The organism is Dasania marina DSM 21967 (assembly GCF_000373485.1).
GTDB lineage: Bacteria > Pseudomonadota > Gammaproteobacteria > Pseudomonadales > Dasaniaceae > Dasania > Dasania marina.
This window is the reverse complement of the sequence record NZ_KB891586.1, coordinates 288,632-304,153: the sequence shown is the minus strand read 5'-3', so window position 1 is coordinate 304,153 and position 15,522 is coordinate 288,632. Positions and strand designations below refer to the sequence as shown.

The window sequence follows — 15,522 nt, the reverse complement described above, 5'->3', positions numbered from 1 at the left end:
GCTTGATGACAAGAAAATACTTTGGTACCGATGGTATACGTGGTCTGGTAGGGGCCGGGGTGATTACTCCAGAATTTGTGCTAAAGCTGGGCTGGGCGGTAGGCAAGGTATTTGCGCGCAAAGGGCGCTGTAAAATTATCATAGGCAAAGACACCCGTATCTCTGGTTATATGTTTGAGTCGGCTTTAGAGGCAGGCTTGGTGGCGGCCGGTGCCGACGTTTGTATGCTGGGGCCTATGCCCACACCGGCGGTGGCCTATTTAACCCGCACCTTTCAGGCGCAGGCAGGCATAGTGATTAGCGCCTCCCATAACCCTTATCACGATAATGGCATTAAGTTTTTCTCGGCCGAAGGCACTAAATTGCCTGATGAGGTTGAGCTGGAAATAGAGCGCCAGCTAGATGAACCTATGACCACGGTAGACTCTGCCAAGCTAGGTAAGGTGACTCGCATTAATGATGCCGCGGGGCGCTATATAGAGTTTTGTAAAAGCACCGTGCCCAGTGGTTTTAATCTTAAAGGCTTAAAAATAGTGGTGGATTGCGCTCACGGGGCTACCTACCAAGTGGCGCCAGCGGTTTTTGATGAGCTGGGTGCTGAGGTGATTACCATGGCCGATAAGCCCAACGGCCTTAATATTAACGAGCAGGTGGGCTCTACTCAGCCGCAGGCGTTGCAGCAGCGGGTGGTGATGGAGAAGGCTGATTTGGGTGTGGCTTTTGATGGCGATGGCGACAGATTAGTGTTTGTTGATCGCAATGGCCGTTTAATTGATGGCGATGAATTGTTGTATGTGATTGCGCAAGATGAAATACGCACCACCGGCTCCTGTGCCGGGGTGGTAGGTACGTTAATGTCTAATCTAGGTTTTGAGTTAGCGTTACAGAAATTACAAGTGCCTTTTGCGCGCGCCAAGGTGGGTGACCGCTATGTTAACGAGCGCATGAAGGTGGAAGGTTGGACTTTAGGTGGCGAAAACTCCGGCCATATTATTTGTGCCGACGTTACTACTACCGGTGATGGCTTGGTGGCTGCGTTAAAGGTGTTGCTTGCGGTGGTGGGTAGTCAAATACCTTTGCATGATTTGGTGGCGGGGATGAGCAAGTTTCCGCAGGTCATGATTAATGTGGCGATGAGTGATAGTGGCAAACTGGCAGCTAATAGCGCTATTGATCAGGCAGTGGCGGCAGCTGAGTCTGTTTTGGCGGGTCGCGGTAGGGTGTTGTTGCGGCCATCGGGTACCGAGCCGGTAGTGCGGGTCATGGTTGAAGGTGAGGACGGCGAATTAGTTAGCCGTTTGGCCAAAGAGATTGCCGCCGTGGTTAAAGCTGAGGTTGCCTAGCCATGTTGTCAGCAAAGATAGCATTAAGCCTTGCTCCTTTCTTGTATGTTGAAAGTTCTTTGGGTAAGATTGCCGCCTTTTTTAGCTAAGAGAAAACTATGCGTCGCAAGTTGGTCGTAGGTAATTGGAAAATGCATGGCTCCCAGGAGTTAGTGCATAGCTTGCTGACAGGTTTGCAGGCTCAGGCTACGCAGGGCGACTTTGCCGATACGGCAGTTTGTCCGCCAGCGGTTTTTCTCGCGCAAGCAGCAACGCTTTTAACGGATGGTCGCATCGCCTTGGGCGCACAAAATGTGAGCCAGCATGAGCAGGGTGCTTATACTGGCGAAGTGTCAGCGCCTATGTTGGCCGAGTTGGGTTGTCGCTATGTGATTATAGGTCACTCAGAGCGGCGCGCGCTTTTTGCTGAGACTGATGCGTTGATTGCAGAAAAATTTATTGCCGCGCAGGCAGCGGGCTTAACGCCAATATTGTGTTTGGGTGAGAGCTTGCAACAGCGCGAGTCCGGTCAAGCGTTAGCCTTTGTTGCTGAGCAGTTAACGGCGATTATAGACAAGGTTGGTATAGCTGCTTTTGATAAGGCGGTGCTGGCTTATGAGCCTATTTGGGCGATAGGCACAGGTGTAACGGCCAGCCCCGAGCAGGCGCAAGCCGTGCATCAGCATTTGCGGGCAGTGCTTGCGCAGTATAGCGAGCCGGCGGCAGTAGCATTACAAATTTTATACGGCGGTAGCGCCAATGCGGCCAATGCGGCACTATTGTTTGCTCAACCAGATATAGACGGAGCCTTAGTCGGTGGAGCTTCGTTAAAGGTCGACGACTTTTCTGTGATTTGTCGTGCGGCCCAGTCATCGAATTAAAATAGAGTTATTACTATGGAACAATTAATACTTATTTGTCACGTACTTGCAGCATTGGGCATTATTGGCTTGATTCTGATTCAGCAGGGCAAGGGCGCCAGCATGGGGGCCTCTTTTGGCTCGGGTGCATCGCAAACAATTATGGGTAGCCAGGGCGGCGGTAATTTGCTGACCAAGGGTACGTCTGTATTGGCCACGTTATTTTTTGTGACTAGCTTTGGTTTGGCTGTGGTGGCCAAAGAGAATGCGGCAAGTGTGGGCGCTATTGATATGCCTGTGCCAGCGGTAGTGGAGTCTAGCGAGGTTGAGATGCCTGAGATGGAGCAGTCTGATATGCCTGCCACGGTTGCGCCAGCAACTTCGGTTGATGTACCTGCCACGTCAGAGGATATGCCTGGCAGTAATTAAGTTTTAGCCGAAGTGGTGAAATTGGTAGACACGCCACCTTGAGGGGGTGGTGAGCGCAAGCTCGTGCGGGTTCAAGTCCCGCCTTCGGCACCAATATTAAAAGCGTCTAGTTTTAGGCGCTTTTTTTATGTCTGTCCAAAGTGGGGGTGTTAGCATGGTTGGCTACGCTGTGGCTGGGCTGAGTCTCTGTTTTTTGTTTTTTGCGGTGACTGCATACTGAAAATAGTTGCCCCTGCAGGGTAAATACGGGAACTTGTCCTTGACCCAAAACCGCCAAATCCCTATAATTCGCGCACTTATTAAGCCCTAGGGGTTTGATGGGCGCATGCCAAAGGGGCATGGTGGTCGATGCAGTAGCAAATTATCGCTATTAAGTGTTGGGCCAAAGTAGATGCGGGGTGGAGCAGTCTGGTAGCTCGTCGGGCTCATAACCCGAAGGTCGTTGGTTCAAATCCGGCCCCCGCTACCAATTCATGCGTTGTACAGTAAACGCGTGACACTGAATAAGCCCCTTTGCTGGGGTTTTTTGCTATTTGCGGTTTAGCTTTTGCGAGATGCAGGGCTGAGCCAGATTGAAGTGGGCCTAGGAGCCCATTTTTTATTGCTGCTGCTTTTTAAAAGGCAGTGGCAGTTTACTCGATTTATTGAGGTTTATGCATGGCTGGCAAAGATGCGCTATTGCTAGAGTTAATCAAGCCCGTTGTTGAGGCTTTAGAGTTACAGTTATGGGGCGTAGAATATGTCGCACACTCCAAACAAACTGTAGTAAGAATTTATATAGATAACCCCAAGGGTATCGATGTCGACGACTGTGCTGCAGTCAGTCGTCAGGTTAGTAGTGTTTTTGATGTGGAAGACCCTATAGCCGGTGAATATACCCTAGAGGTTTCTTCGCCAGGTATGGCTAGGCCTTTGTTTAGCCTAGAGCAATACCTAACTCACAAAGGTGATGTGGTAAAGCTAAAGCTACGCGTAGCCTACGAAGGTCGTAGAAACTTTACCGGCCAGTTAGTGGGTGTAGAAGATCAAGACGTGGTGATTGTTGTTGATGATCACGAATATTTATTACCCTTTGAGATGATCGATAAGGCAAATATAGTCCCGCAATTTTAATTGCGTACCGTATGTTTTACCCGCTTAGACCGTAAGCGCGTGAATGGATTTTAACGAGGCGAGCAATGAGTAAAGAGATACTTTTAGTAGCTGAAGCAGTTTCTAACGAGAAAGGCGTAGATCGAGAAATTATTTTCGAGGCAATAGAGCAGGCGTTAGCCATGGCTACTAAAAAGCGCTATGACGAAGACGCTGACATACAGGTAGCCATAGATAGAACTACCGGCAACTATGTTACCACCCGCCGCTGGTTGGTGATGAGCGATGACGAAATGGCCTTGCTGGGCACTCAGTTTACCCTTGAAGAAGCACATGAAGAAGACAGTGCCTTACAAGTAGGCGACGTCCATGAGGAAGTGGTAGAGAATATAGGTTTTGGCCGTATTGCTGCGCAAACGGCTAAGCAAGTCATTGTACAAAAAGTACGTGAAGCAGAGCGTGCGCAAGTGGTTGAAGAATACCAGGGCCGCATAGGCGAGCTGGTGAGCGGTACCGTTAAGAAAGTGACCCGCGATAATATTATTGTTGATTTAGGTAACAATGCCGAAGGCTTATTACCTAGAGAAGAGCTGGTAGGCCGTGAAGTTTTCCGCATGGGTGAAAGGGCGCGCGCCATTTTACAAGATGTGCGTCCAGAAGCACGTGGTCCACAGTTATTCTTAAGCCGTGCCTGCCCAGAAATGATCATAGAGCTATTCAAAATTGAAGTGCCTGAAATTTCTGAACAGGTTATTGAGATACGTTCGGCGGCACGCGATGCCGGTTCACGAGCAAAGATCACCGTTAAAACTAACGATGGTCGCATTGATCCAGTGGGTGCTTGTGTAGGTATGCGTGGTTCGCGTGTGCAGGCGGTATCTGGCGAGCTGGGTAATGAGCGTGTCGATATTATTTTGTGGGACGACAATCCTGCGCAATTAGTTATCAACGCCATGTCACCTGCCGAAGTAGAGTCTATTGTTGTGGACGAAGACTCCGGCACTATGGATGTGGCGGTTAATGAAGAAAACTTGGCTATGGCCATAGGTCGCGGCGGCCAAAATGTGCGCCTGGCCAGTGAGCTAACCGGTTGGACGATTAATGTAATGAGCGTTGAAGATGCTGCTGAAAAGCATCAAAAGGAATCAGGCGCCATTATGGAGCAGTTTATGGCTGCTTTAGATATAGAAGAAGATGTGGCTGAAGTGTTGGTGGAAGAAGGTTTCACTACCTTGGAAGAAGTTGCTTATGTTCCGTTAGAGGAAATGACTGCCATTGAAGGCTTTGATGAAGATATAGCCGAAGAGCTGCGTGCTAGAGCAAAAGATGCGCTACTAACACAGGCTATCGCCAGCGAAGAGCAGTTGGGTAAAGTCGACCCAGCTGAAGATTTGCTGACTATGGACGGCATGGATAAGCATTTAGCTTTCGTGTTGGCCAGTAAAGGTATAGTCACCATGGAAGACCTTGCTGAGCAAGGTGTAGAAGATATACTCGATATTGAAGGTATGGATGCGCAGCGTGCAGGCGAATTAATTATGACTGCTCGCGCCCCATGGTTTGCTGAAACTGACGATCAATAAGCGTACATCAGTAATAACAAGTAGCAATACACAGGAGAATACTGAATGGCTGAAGTAACTGTAAGCCAACTAGCTGAAGTAGTTGGCGCGCCAGTTGACCGTTTATTGGGTCAAATGAAGCAGGCGGGCCTTACGCATACACAGGCTGAACAAATTGTATCGGATGATGATAAGCAAACATTGCTGGCTTTTTTAAAGAGCAGCCATGGTGAAGCGGCGGATGCGCCTAAGAAAATCACCTTAAAACGTAAAACCATCAGCACCTTGAAAACCAGTTCTAGCCAAGGTAAAAAAACGGTTAGCGTAGAAGTGCGTAAAAAGCGCACTTATATTAAGCGTGATCCGCAAGAGTTGGCAGCTGAGGAGCTGGCGAACAATGAGCTAAGCGAAAAAACAGAACAAGAGCTAGCGGCTGAAAAAGCGGCGCTAGAACTTGCGGAAAAAGCGGCGGCAGAGGCCAAGGCTTTGGCCGAAAAAGAGGCTCAGGCTGCGCAAGAGGCAACGCTGGACAAGTCGCAAATGGATCCTGAAGTGTTGCGTCAGATGGCTGCAACCAAGCGTCAGGAACAAGATGTCAAAGATCGCGAGTTACAAGAGGCGGCACTAGCCGCTAAACGTGCAGAAGAGGTACGTCTAGCAGCGGTAGATAGCAACAAAAAAACCGACGACAAAAAAGCTAAGCCTGCTCGCATGCATGCTGAGCCCGATGCCGAAGCTAGCGCTGAAGCCCGAGCTGGCAAGAAGAAAGGCCCTAAAGTTAAAGAGCTGGCGATCAAAAAACGCGGTAAAAACCGTGGCCATAACATCCGTAATATCGATATGGATGAAGGTAATATGCGCGGTCGCCGCAAGCAAAAAATCTTAAAATTGCCAGAAGGTGCGAAGCAGCATGGTTTCTCGGCCCCTACCGAGAAAAAAGCTATCGAAGTTGCAATCCCTGAAGCGCTATTAGTCTCTGAGCTTGCTCAGAAAATGAATGTCAAAGCCTCTGCGGTTATTAAAATTCTGATGGGTATGGGTGTGATGGCTACCATCAATCAAAGCCTAGACCAAGAGTCTGCGCAGTTAGTGGTTGAAGAGCTTGGGCATGTTGCCAAGTTAGTTAGCGGTGATGAAGTTGAAGAAGCGCTGGAAACAGAACTAGGTCAGCAAGAAGGTACTATGATGCCTCGTGCGCCAGTGGTTACTGTTATGGGTCACGTAGATCACGGTAAAACATCATTGCTAGACTATATACGCAAAACAGTTGTAGCCGGTGGTGAGGCGGGTGGTATTACCCAGCATATTGGTGCCTATCATGTAGAAACCGATCACGGCATGATTTCATTTTTGGATACCCCTGGGCATGCGGCGTTTACCGCCATGCGCGCACGTGGTGCCAAGAGTACTGATATAGTGATTTTGGTGGTTGCTGCCGATGACGGTGTGATGCCACAAACCGAAGAGGCGATTAAGCACGCCCGTGCTGCAGGCGTACCTATTATTGTCGCCGTGAACAAAATGGATAAAGAGGGTGCCGATTTAGATCGTGTTAAAAATGAATTGGCAGCTAAAGACGTTATCCCGGAAGACTGGGGCGGCGATGTGCAGTTTGTTCCCGTATCAGCGCACAGCGGTGACGGCATAGATGCTCTATTAGAAGCGATCTTATTACAGGCCGAACTGTTAGAGCTGCAGGCAGCTACCGACATTCCAGGTAGCGGTATCGTTATAGAGTCGCGCTTAGATAAAGGGCGTGGTTCAGTGGCTTCTGTGTTGGTGCAGGCTGGTACTTTACGCCAAGGCGATATCGTCTTAGCAGGCCATCACTATGGCCGTGTACGTGCCATGAATGATGAAAATGGTAACCCCATTAAAGAAGCTGGCCCTTCTATTCCTGTAGAGATTTTAGGCTTAGACGGCACACCCGATGCGGGTGATAGCTTTATGGTGCTGGAGAGTGAGAAGAAGGCGCGTGAAGTTACCTTGTTCCGTCAAACCAAAGACCGTGAGGACAAGCTTAAGCGTCAGCAAGCAGCTAAGTTGGAAAACATGTTTGCCAACATGGGTGCTGACGAAGTACGTACCTTAAACGTCGTGTTGAAAGCAGATGTGCGTGGTTCGCTAGAGGCTATACAGTCATCATTGATGGAAATAGGTAATGATGAAGTTAAGGTGAATATTATCAGTGGCGGTGTCGGTGGTATTACTGAAACCGATGCTAGCTTGGCAGCAACCTCGGGTGCAGTGGTGTTTGGTTTTAACGTACGCGCCGATAATAAAGCCCGTCTATTGGTAGAAAGCGAAGGTCTAGATCTGCGCTACTACAGCATTATTTACGACTTGTTAGATGATGTTAAGCAGGCTTTGTCTGGCATGCTTAGTCCAGAGATGCGCGAAGAAATTAACGGCACCGCGGAAGTTCGCGATGTATTTACCTCGCCTAAGTTCGGTCAAATTGCCGGCTGTATGGTTATTGAAGGTACGCTGGTACGTAGTAATCCTATACGCGTTTTACGCGAGGATGTGGTTATTTACGAAGGTGAGTTAGAGTCGCTGCGCCGCTTTAAAGATGACGTCAATGAAGTACGTAACGGCGTGGAGTGTGGCATAGGTGTTAAAAACTATACCGATGTTAAGCCTGGCGATAAGATAGAGGTTTACGAAGTTAAAGAGTACGCTCGTACCCTATAATTTCTACCTTGCTGTCCCCGTGTTAACGGGGCCTTAATCGATGATTGTCATGCCTGTTTCGGGCATGGCAATTTTTTATTTTTAGGGGTTATTTTTTTGCCCCGTAAATGTTTTAGGTGGTGGCTGATATGGCCAAAGAATATAGCCGTACCCAACGGGTGGGTGATTTTATTAAACGCGAGCTTTCCGGGCTCATACAATTTCAAGTTCGCGATCCGCGGGTAGGCATGGTCAGTGTGACTGATGTTGAAGTAAGCCGCGACATGAGCCATGCGAAAGTGTATGTGACCGTGCTGGGTAAGGAAACCGAGCAAGAGGCGGAGGAGTCTATAGAGGCTCTTAATAAGGCAGCAGGTTTTTTGCGCACGCAAATCGCTAAGGCTAGCAATGCCCGTACCACGCCGAAAATGCGCTTTTATTTTGATGCCAGTGTGGTAAATGGCCAGTATCTTTCTAATCTTATCGAAAAAGCGGTGTCTGAAGACCGGCAGCACGATGATTATGATAAAGCCGATGATGATAGCGAGGCCTGATTTTGGCTAAGCGACGTCGAGGTAGGCCGGTACACGGCATCTTAGTGTTAGATAAGCCCATAGATAAAAGTTCTAATTGGGCGCTACAGGTGGCCAAAGCGATTTATAACGCGCAAAAGGCCGGCCATACCGGTAGCTTGGACCCGCTAGCTACCGGCGTATTACCGCTGTGTTTTGGCGAGGCCACCAAGTTTTCACAATACCTACTCAACGCCAACAAGGCTTATCGCAGCACCTTTACCTTGGGTGTCACCACTGCCTCGGGGGATGCCGAAGGTAAGGTGTTAACGGCCGAGCCGGCGGAGCATATTAGCGAGCAGCAAGTGCTAGCTATGCTGGACCAATTCCGGGGTAGCATAGAGCAAGTGCCCTCCATGTATTCGGCTCTTAAGCATGAAGGCCAGCCGTTGTATAAATTGGCCCGTAAAGGGTTGGAGGTGGAGCGCAAAAGCCGCCGGGTAGAGATTTTCACTCTGGAGCTAGAAGCGTATAGGGCGGGCGAGTACCCTGAGATTGATGTTTATATAGAATGCAGCAAAGGTACCTATGTACGTTCTATAGCGGAAGATTTGGGGGCAGCATTAGGTTGTGGTGCTCACGTCTCCATGCTCAACCGCACCGGTGCTGGCCCTTTTGTGGCGTCGCAGAGTGTTAGCCTGGCTGAATTACAGGTATTGCGTGATAGAGAGGCTTTTGACGAGCTGGATGCCTTGTTACAGCCGGTAGACCAAGCCTTGGGTCATCTGCCTGCGGTGACCCTAAGCGAGGCCGCGGTGGATTATATCAAGCAGGGTCAGCCGGTGATGGTGCCTAAGGCGCCTAGCGATAGCGAATTTAAGCTCTATAGTGAGCAGGGCAGCTTTTTAGGCATAGGCGAATTAAATGACGATGGATTAGTAAAACCACGTCGATTAATAGCGACAAACTGATCCAAAATAGGGTAAAATTCCGCGCTTATTATGCGCAAGCAGCCTATGGCTGTGTAAAGAGCATGATTAACCTGACTGTAGATATGCGCGGTCAGGCTAAATTTCAGAGGTAAATGGGGCTTAGGTCGTGTTTACGGGGCATATCATTCAATGAATTAAGGAATTAAAAATGGCATTATCTGCTAGCGAAAAAGCAGCTGTTGTAACTGAATACCAAACAGCTGAAGGCGATACCGGTTCACCAGAAGTACAAGTAGCATTGTTAACGACAAATATTTTAAAGTTACAAGGCCACTTTGGTGACCACAAGCATGATCACCACTCACGTCGTGGTTTGATTCGCATGGTAAACCAGCGTCGTAAATTACTGGATTACCTAAAAGGCAAAAACGTTGAACGTTACGCCGACTTGATTAAGCGCTTAGGTCTACGTCGTTAAGACCTAATAAAAACCCCAGCTAAACGGTTGGGGTTTTTGCATTTTATAGTCGTTTAAACAAGGGCTATAAAAATTAAGTAAATAGATGAATAAACAGAACTTACATTAGCCCCAGAAGGGAGGATTTCAATTGGTGAATCCAGTAACAAAGACATTTCAATTCGGTAATCATACCGTAACATTAGAAACCGGCCGTATTGCCCGTCAAGCGACAGGTGCAGTATTGGCGACTATGGGTGACGTAAAAGTACTGTGTACTGTTGTTGCTGCTAAGTCGGCAAAACCAGGCCAAGACTTTTTTCCATTAGGTGTGCATTACACTGAAAAAGCCTACGCGGTGGGTAAAATTCCCGGTGGATTTTTCAAGCGCGAAGCTCGCCCCTCAGAAAAAGAAACATTAACCTCGCGTTTAATCGACCGTCCTATACGTCCATTATTTCCAGAAGGTTTTAAAAACGAAGTACAGGTTATGTGTACGGTAATGTCTGCGGATAAAAATACCGATCCCGATATTATTGCCTTAATTGGTACTTCAGCTGCGTTGGCTATTTCTGGTGTGCCTTTCAATGGCCCAGTGGGTGCAGCACGCGTTGGCTTTACTGCAGAAGAGGGTTATATCTTAAACCCAGGTTATGACAAGCTAGCTGAAAGTGCGCTAGATATGGTTGTGGCCGGTACCTCTGAAGCGGTATTAATGGTTGAGTCAGAAGCGCAAGAGTTGACTGAAGATCAAATGCTAGGTGCGGTTTTATTCGCCCACCAAGAAATGCAAACAGTTATCAAGGTGATTGCTGAGCTAGCGGCTGAAGTTGGCAAGCCACGCTGGGAAGCCGAAGCTGAAGCTGAAAACACTGCGCTATTAGCAGCTGTTGCTAACGGTTTCAAACAAGGCATAGGCGATGCGTACCGCATTACTGATAAAGCGGATCGCTATGCTAGCCTAGGTGCTTTAAAAGCGCAGTTGATTGCGCAATTGGCTACCGGTGATGATGCCCAGTATTCAGCGGAAGACGTATTAGACGTGTTCAAAAAGCTTGAAAAATCTACTGTACGTCAGCGCATCCTAAACGGCGAAGCCCGTATTGATGGCCGTGATAACAGTACAGTTCGTGGTATCAATGTTGAAGTAGGTATATTGCCAAAAACGCACGGCTCAGCACTGTTTACTCGTGGTGAAACGCAAGCGATTGGTGTAACTACTTTAGGTACTACCCGTGACGCACAGTTAATTGACGCCTTAGAAGGTAAGCGTGAAGATAACTTCATGTTGCACTACAACTTCCCTCCTTACTCAGTAGGTGAGTGTGGTCGTGCTGGCTTCACTAGCCGTCGTGAGATAGGCCATGGCCGTTTAGCGCGTCGTGGTGTTGCTGCGGTATTACCTAAGCCTGAAGATTTCCCATACACCATTCGTGTAGTATCAGAAATTACTGAATCTAACGGCTCTAGCTCTATGGCTTCTGCCTGTGTGGCCAGCTTGTCGATGATGGAAGCGGGCGTGCCTCTTAAGGCACCGGTTGCCGGTATCGCCATGGGTTTGGTTAAAGAAGGCGAGCGTTTCGCTGTTTTGACCGATATCTTGGGTGACGAAGATCACTTGGGCGACATGGACTTTAAAGTAGCCGGTACTGCCGATGGTATTACTGCACTGCAAATGGACATTAAGATTGAAGGTATAAACGAGCAAATTATGGAAATTGCTTTACAGCAAGCCATGACTGCGCGTTTGCACATCTTAGGTCAAATGAACCAAGTGCTAAGCACGTCTCGCACTGAGGTGTCTGAAAATGCACCTTCTATGGCAACTTTGAAAGTTGACACTGATAAGATTCGCGACGTAATCGGTAAAGGCGGTGCAACTATCCGTTCTATCACCGAAGAGACTGGCGCCAGCGTTGATATAGACGACGATGGTACAGTTCGTATCTACGGTACTGATGCAACTTCGCGTGACGCGGCGGTAGCTAAAGTATTAGAAATCACGGCTGAAGCGGAAATCGGTGCTGTTTACACAGGTACTGTAGCGCGCATTGTTGATTTTGGTGCTTTCGTTAACATCTTGCCAGGCAAAGACGGCTTAGTGCATATCTCACAAATCTCATCTGAGCGCGTAGAGAATGTTACTGACTACTTAAAAGAAGGCCAAGAGATCAAAGTTAAAGTATTAGACGTTGATCAGCGCGGTCGTATTAAGTTGTCTATAAAAGAGTTAGAAGAAAAAACTGAAGAAGCTTCAGAAGACTAGAGTCGCTAGACTCTAGTCTTTAGTCGCTAGTAAAAAGGCCAGCTCCTGTAAGGGGGCTGGCCTTTTTTGTTGGTTTGAAAGTTGCTAGTTCCTAGTCTCTAGTTCTTAGTCGCTAGAAAAAAACAATTAGTTGACAGCAGGTGGTTTGCTGACAGAATTCTAGAGACTAGAGACTAGAGACTAGAGACTAGAGACTAGAGACTAGAGACTAGAGACTAGAGACTAGAGACTAGAGACTAGAGACTAGAGACTAGAGACTGTAACCATGCCATCTTCTATGGTGTAGGATATAGTTTGTAACTGCTCCCCTAAGCAGGGGCCGGCTACACACTGGCCGTCCTCTATAATAAACAGGGCGCCGTGGGTGCTACACTGGATTAGGGTGTTATCTATATCTAAAAACTGGTCTTCCTGCCAGTTTAGCTCTACGCCCAGATGCGGGCAGCTATTTTTATAGATAAACAGTTGGCCGTCTTTCTTCACCGCAAACAGGCTGTGGTCGTTGTATTCAAAGCCCTTAGAACTATCTTCGGGTATATCGTCTATGTGACAAAGCTTGATCATATATTAGGTGGTGGCTAAACGCTTCTCCGCTTCTTCAACCAGCTGTTGTTTAAGGCTGGGTGCTAAATCGTTCCAATGGGTATCCATTAATGCGCCTTGCAGAGCATATAAAAATACCTTGGATACTTTAATTTCGCGTTGTTTGATTTGGGTGTAGGCTGCAACAGGGCCGATGTTTTTTAGATCTTCATAGCTGTTAATGCCTATGGCTTTGAGCCAGTTTATTGAGGTGTTGCCTAGATTTTTCAACTCTAGTAAATCATTTTGCATAAGGACTGCTCTATTATCTTTGTTATTATATTCTAATTTTATAATACAGATAGGCGGATATATCAATAAACACACACATATTGCTGAAAATTTTATAAATACTATGACGGAAATAGCTAGCTTACTGGGTCAAAGTGACCAGAATATAGATTACGATACCGCTGAGGCGCCTATGCATAAAGGTGTTATCACGGCGTTTACCCGCTTGCAGGACAGGGCCAAGGCTGCGGGCTTTGATTTGGCGGTGGCTAGTGCTTATAGAAGCCATGAGCGCCAGCTGACGATATGGAATGCCAAGCTGAGTGGTAATAGGCCGGTGTACGATAGCCATAATCAACTTTTAAGTTTGCAGGGTCTGAGTGCCTGGCAACAGTTAGAGGCGGTGCTGCGCTGGTCGGCCTTGCCAGGGGCTTCTAGGCACCACTGGGGCACCGATATAGATGTTTATGATAGGGCAGCCATAGAGCCGGGTTATCAGCTGCAGTTGTCTTTGGCTGAAGTGAGTGTTGGAGGCCCCTTTTATGCCTTGCACCAATGGCTGGATGAGCTATTGGTGGCCGAACCTGAACTGGGTTTTTTCCGGCCCTATAATCATGATCGTGGCGGGGTTGCGCCCGAACGTTGGCACTTAAGCTATGGGCCTATTGCGGCGCATTATCAAAAAGCGTTAAGCCTAGAGGCGATTCGGCTATGCTGCGAGAGCTGCGATATGTTGCTAAAAGAAACCGTGCTAGATAATTTGCCATTGATTAAGTCTCGCTATATTGATGTGCCGGTAGACTGTTATCCTGAGTCTTGCCAGTTTATTTTTAAGTAAATTTTTCTTATATTTTTTTATTGTGAACTTAATCTCTTGTAAAGCTATAGATGTTTTCTATACATTAGCGAAGTTTGTAAAACGTTGAGTTGAAACTCAGCTTAAATAATAAATACGTCACGGATGCGGCATTTCTCTCTGCACTAGGTAGAGTAAAGAGGTTATTTTGAGTGTAAAGTTAATAGATAATGAGGCCTTTTATGGCTATCGTGTACGACGAACGATTAATGGTGCTTTATTTCAGGAATACTATTCCTTAAAAAGCGAAGGTATGCGCCTAGAAGGTAGGCATAAGAGGCGGGTTGAACAAGATGCTTTTGATAGGGATAAGGAGCTTGCTGAACTACAACAAAAAACCAAGCAGCAATTAAAGGCGGATCGTTGTTTTAATGCCGATGGCACTATCAAGGGTATTAGCTATTTATTAAAAACCGAAAAAAGCGGCACCATTACGCCTATCTTCCAGGTGGGTATATCGTCGGAAATTAAGCAGAAAATAGTCTGCACCAGTTTTTCCGTTAATGCTCATGGTGAGCAGGAGGCTTGGAAAAAAGCAATTGATACCTATTCCAAGCATAAGGCGATACGCAAAAACACCAAGCTCTATCAAAAATTGCTTATCAGTAAACCTAAAACGGCCTAATGTTAATTGTATTAATAGTAGACATAAAAAAACCAGGCAGTGCCTGGTTTTTTTATGTCTACGTTATGTCTTATGTCTAGGCATTATCATAAGCGGCTTTGGCTTTGATGATCTCAGCTTTAGCGGCAGCGGCGTTATCCCAACCCTCTATTTTTACCCACTTGCCGACTTCTAGGTCTTTGTAGTTTTCAAAGAAATGTTCGATTTGTTTAATGAGCAATTCGGGTAAATCGGCTATCTCTTGTACATCTTTATAGAGTGTAGAGAGTTTGTCGTGTGGTACCGCTAGTAGTTTGGCGTCTTGGCCTGCTTCATCGCTCATGTTTAAAATGCCTATAGGGCGCGAGCGTATTACTGAGCCAGGGGCGACGGGGTAGGGGGTAACCACTAATACATCTAATGCGTCGCCATCTTCTGATAAAGTTTCAGGGATGTAGCCATAGTTGGCAGGATAAAACATAGGTGTAGCCATAAAGCGGTCAACCAATAAGCAATCCATATCTTTGTCGATCTCATACTTAATGGGGGCGTGGTTGGCTGGAATCTCTATAGCGACATAGATATCATTGGGTAGGTCTTTACCTGCTGGGATTTTGTTGTAGCTCATGGTTGCTGCATTCCAATTAGGGTTAATGGTTTAACAATTAGTGCCGTTAATAGGGGCTTAGCCGAGAAGCTAATACGTAGTGGCCTAAAAAATTGATCTGCGATTATAAACTGAGCGGCGCTGAATACCAATGCTTGAATCAGAAGCTTATGCTAACCTAGCGGCTTAGATCTGTGGGTGATAACAATAATATAGGGTTTATTATGACGGATTCAGATAAAAGACGAGACCTACGTACCAAGTTTCGTGCTGAGGTAAAAGTGACACACCCAGAGGTGGGGGAGGTAGCAACCCACACCAGTGATATTTCTGAGTCTGGGGCATTTATACTTTCCGAAGGTAATCCCATGCCCGCCATAGGCGAGATAGTCAATGTGCAGGTGCAAGGTATGGGGGATGGCGACGCCCCAGTGGTGAAAATGCGTATCGCTCGCTGCGATAAAGATGGCATAGGTTTAGAGTATGTCGACAGTGATGGCTAAGCACTGCCTTAGTGCTGGGTTTCAGCAAACTGCA

16 protein-coding genes and 2 tRNA genes are annotated in these 15,522 nt (G+C 47.3%); 15 read left to right on the top strand and 3 right to left on the bottom strand.

Annotation, left to right across the window (positions count from 1 at the left end; genetic code table 11):
* Positions 1–5: 5 nt before the first annotated feature.
* From glmM to pnp, 12 genes are all read left to right on the top strand, one after another.
* Positions 6–1,343, top strand: coding sequence for a phosphoglucosamine mutase (glmM, locus tag B067_RS0114275; RefSeq protein WP_019530765.1), 1,338 nt, complete (start codon positions 6–8; stop codon positions 1,341–1,343).
* Positions 1,344–1,441: 98 nt separating this feature from the next.
* Complete coding sequence (gene tpiA / locus B067_RS0114270; RefSeq protein WP_019530764.1) at positions 1,442–2,203, top strand: triose-phosphate isomerase; 762 nt, start codon at positions 1,442–1,444, stop codon at positions 2,201–2,203.
* 15 nt (positions 2,204–2,218) lie between these two features.
* A complete protein-coding gene (gene secG / locus B067_RS0114265; protein ID WP_019530763.1) occupies positions 2,219–2,611 on the top strand; it encodes a preprotein translocase subunit SecG in 393 nt (130 codons plus the stop codon).
* A gap of 6 nt (positions 2,612–2,617) precedes the next feature.
* A tRNA-Leu gene (locus B067_RS0114260) sits at positions 2,618–2,704 on the top strand.
* Positions 2,705–3,003: 299 nt separating this feature from the next.
* Positions 3,004–3,080, top strand: a tRNA-Met gene (locus B067_RS0114250).
* A gap of 188 nt (positions 3,081–3,268) precedes the next feature.
* A complete protein-coding gene (gene rimP / locus B067_RS0114245) occupies positions 3,269–3,724 on the top strand; it encodes a ribosome maturation factor RimP (protein ID WP_019530761.1) in 456 nt (151 codons plus the stop codon).
* 65 nt (positions 3,725–3,789) lie between these two features.
* Positions 3,790–5,286 (top strand): transcription termination factor NusA, encoded by a 1,497-nt coding sequence (gene nusA / locus B067_RS0114240; protein WP_019530760.1) that lies wholly within the window; start codon positions 3,790–3,792, stop codon positions 5,284–5,286.
* Between the two features lie 45 nt (positions 5,287–5,331).
* Entirely contained in the window at positions 5,332–7,959 is a 2,628-nt protein-coding gene (gene infB, locus B067_RS0114235; protein WP_019530759.1) for a translation initiation factor IF-2, read from the top strand.
* A 128-nt stretch (positions 7,960–8,087) separates the two neighbouring features.
* Positions 8,088–8,492, top strand: a complete 405-nt coding sequence (gene rbfA, locus B067_RS0114230) for a 30S ribosome-binding factor RbfA (RefSeq protein ID WP_026244673.1) — start codon at positions 8,088–8,090, stop codon at positions 8,490–8,492.
* Positions 8,493–8,494: 2 nt separating this feature from the next.
* A complete protein-coding gene (gene truB, locus B067_RS0114225; RefSeq protein WP_026244672.1) occupies positions 8,495–9,421 on the top strand; it encodes a tRNA pseudouridine(55) synthase TruB in 927 nt (308 codons plus the stop codon).
* Between the two features lie 169 nt (positions 9,422–9,590).
* Positions 9,591–9,860 (top strand): 30S ribosomal protein S15, encoded by a 270-nt coding sequence (gene rpsO, locus B067_RS0114220; protein ID WP_019530756.1) that lies wholly within the window; start codon positions 9,591–9,593, stop codon positions 9,858–9,860.
* Positions 9,861–9,993: 133 nt separating this feature from the next.
* On the top strand, positions 9,994–12,105 hold the full coding sequence (gene pnp / locus B067_RS0114215) for a polyribonucleotide nucleotidyltransferase (protein WP_026244671.1): 2,112 nt from the start codon (positions 9,994–9,996) through the stop codon (positions 12,103–12,105).
* Between the two features lie 243 nt (positions 12,106–12,348).
* On the opposite strand, the gene B067_RS0114210 is transcribed toward pnp, so the two are convergent.
* Positions 12,349–12,669: a Rieske (2Fe-2S) protein gene (locus B067_RS0114210; RefSeq protein ID WP_019530754.1), complete on the bottom strand. Its 321-nt coding sequence runs from the start codon at positions 12,667–12,669 to the stop codon at positions 12,349–12,351.
* Between the two features lie 3 nt (positions 12,670–12,672).
* Positions 12,673–12,939, bottom strand: a complete 267-nt coding sequence (locus tag B067_RS0114205) for a TfoX/Sxy family protein (protein WP_019530753.1) — start codon at positions 12,937–12,939, stop codon at positions 12,673–12,675.
* Positions 12,940–13,042: 103 nt separating this feature from the next.
* Here B067_RS0114205 and B067_RS0114200 point away from each other — a divergent pair, with 103 nt between their 5' ends.
* Together B067_RS0114200 and B067_RS0114195 are read left to right on the top strand one after the other, a co-directional pair.
* Positions 13,043–13,756 (top strand): M15 family metallopeptidase, encoded by a 714-nt coding sequence (locus B067_RS0114200; RefSeq protein ID WP_156820851.1) that lies wholly within the window; start codon positions 13,043–13,045, stop codon positions 13,754–13,756.
* Between the two features lie 166 nt (positions 13,757–13,922).
* Positions 13,923–14,399: a hypothetical protein gene (locus B067_RS0114195; protein ID WP_019530751.1), complete on the top strand. Its 477-nt coding sequence runs from the start codon at positions 13,923–13,925 to the stop codon at positions 14,397–14,399.
* A gap of 76 nt (positions 14,400–14,475) precedes the next feature.
* On the opposite strand, the gene ppa is transcribed toward B067_RS0114195, so the two are convergent.
* Positions 14,476–15,006: an inorganic diphosphatase gene (gene ppa / locus B067_RS0114190; protein ID WP_019530750.1), complete on the bottom strand. Its 531-nt coding sequence runs from the start codon at positions 15,004–15,006 to the stop codon at positions 14,476–14,478.
* A gap of 203 nt (positions 15,007–15,209) precedes the next feature.
* Between ppa and B067_RS0114185 the strand changes: the two genes are divergently transcribed.
* Positions 15,210–15,488 (top strand): PilZ domain-containing protein, encoded by a 279-nt coding sequence (locus B067_RS0114185; protein WP_026244669.1) that lies wholly within the window; start codon positions 15,210–15,212, stop codon positions 15,486–15,488.
* Positions 15,489–15,522: the final 34 nt, after the last annotated feature.

Excerpts from the sequence above, each read along its gene's own strand:
- B067_RS0114205 (WP_019530753.1), bottom strand. The coding sequence starts at position 12,939 with ATGCAAAATGATTTACTAGAGTTGAAAAATCTAGGCAACACCTCAATA.
- secG (WP_019530763.1), top strand. The coding sequence starts at position 2,219 with ATGGAACAATTAATACTTATTTGTCACGTACTTGCAGCATTGGGCATT.
- ppa (WP_019530750.1), bottom strand. The coding sequence starts at position 15,006 with ATGAGCTACAACAAAATCCCAGCAGGTAAAGACCTACCCAATGATATC.
- rimP (WP_019530761.1), top strand. The coding sequence starts at position 3,269 with ATGGCTGGCAAAGATGCGCTATTGCTAGAGTTAATCAAGCCCGTTGTT.
- nusA (WP_019530760.1), top strand. The coding sequence starts at position 3,790 with ATGAGTAAAGAGATACTTTTAGTAGCTGAAGCAGTTTCTAACGAGAAA.
- rbfA (WP_026244673.1), top strand. The coding sequence starts at position 8,088 with ATGGCCAAAGAATATAGCCGTACCCAACGGGTGGGTGATTTTATTAAA.
- glmM (WP_019530765.1), top strand. The coding sequence starts at position 6 with ATGACAAGAAAATACTTTGGTACCGATGGTATACGTGGTCTGGTAGGG.
- tpiA (WP_019530764.1), top strand. The coding sequence starts at position 1,442 with ATGCGTCGCAAGTTGGTCGTAGGTAATTGGAAAATGCATGGCTCCCAG.
- B067_RS0114200 (WP_156820851.1), top strand. The coding sequence starts at position 13,043 with ATGACGGAAATAGCTAGCTTACTGGGTCAAAGTGACCAGAATATAGAT.
- rpsO (WP_019530756.1), top strand. The coding sequence starts at position 9,591 with ATGGCATTATCTGCTAGCGAAAAAGCAGCTGTTGTAACTGAATACCAA.
- infB (WP_019530759.1), top strand. The coding sequence starts at position 5,332 with ATGGCTGAAGTAACTGTAAGCCAACTAGCTGAAGTAGTTGGCGCGCCA.
- B067_RS0114210 (WP_019530754.1), bottom strand. The coding sequence starts at position 12,669 with ATGATCAAGCTTTGTCACATAGACGATATACCCGAAGATAGTTCTAAG.
- B067_RS0114185 (WP_026244669.1), top strand. The coding sequence starts at position 15,210 with ATGACGGATTCAGATAAAAGACGAGACCTACGTACCAAGTTTCGTGCT.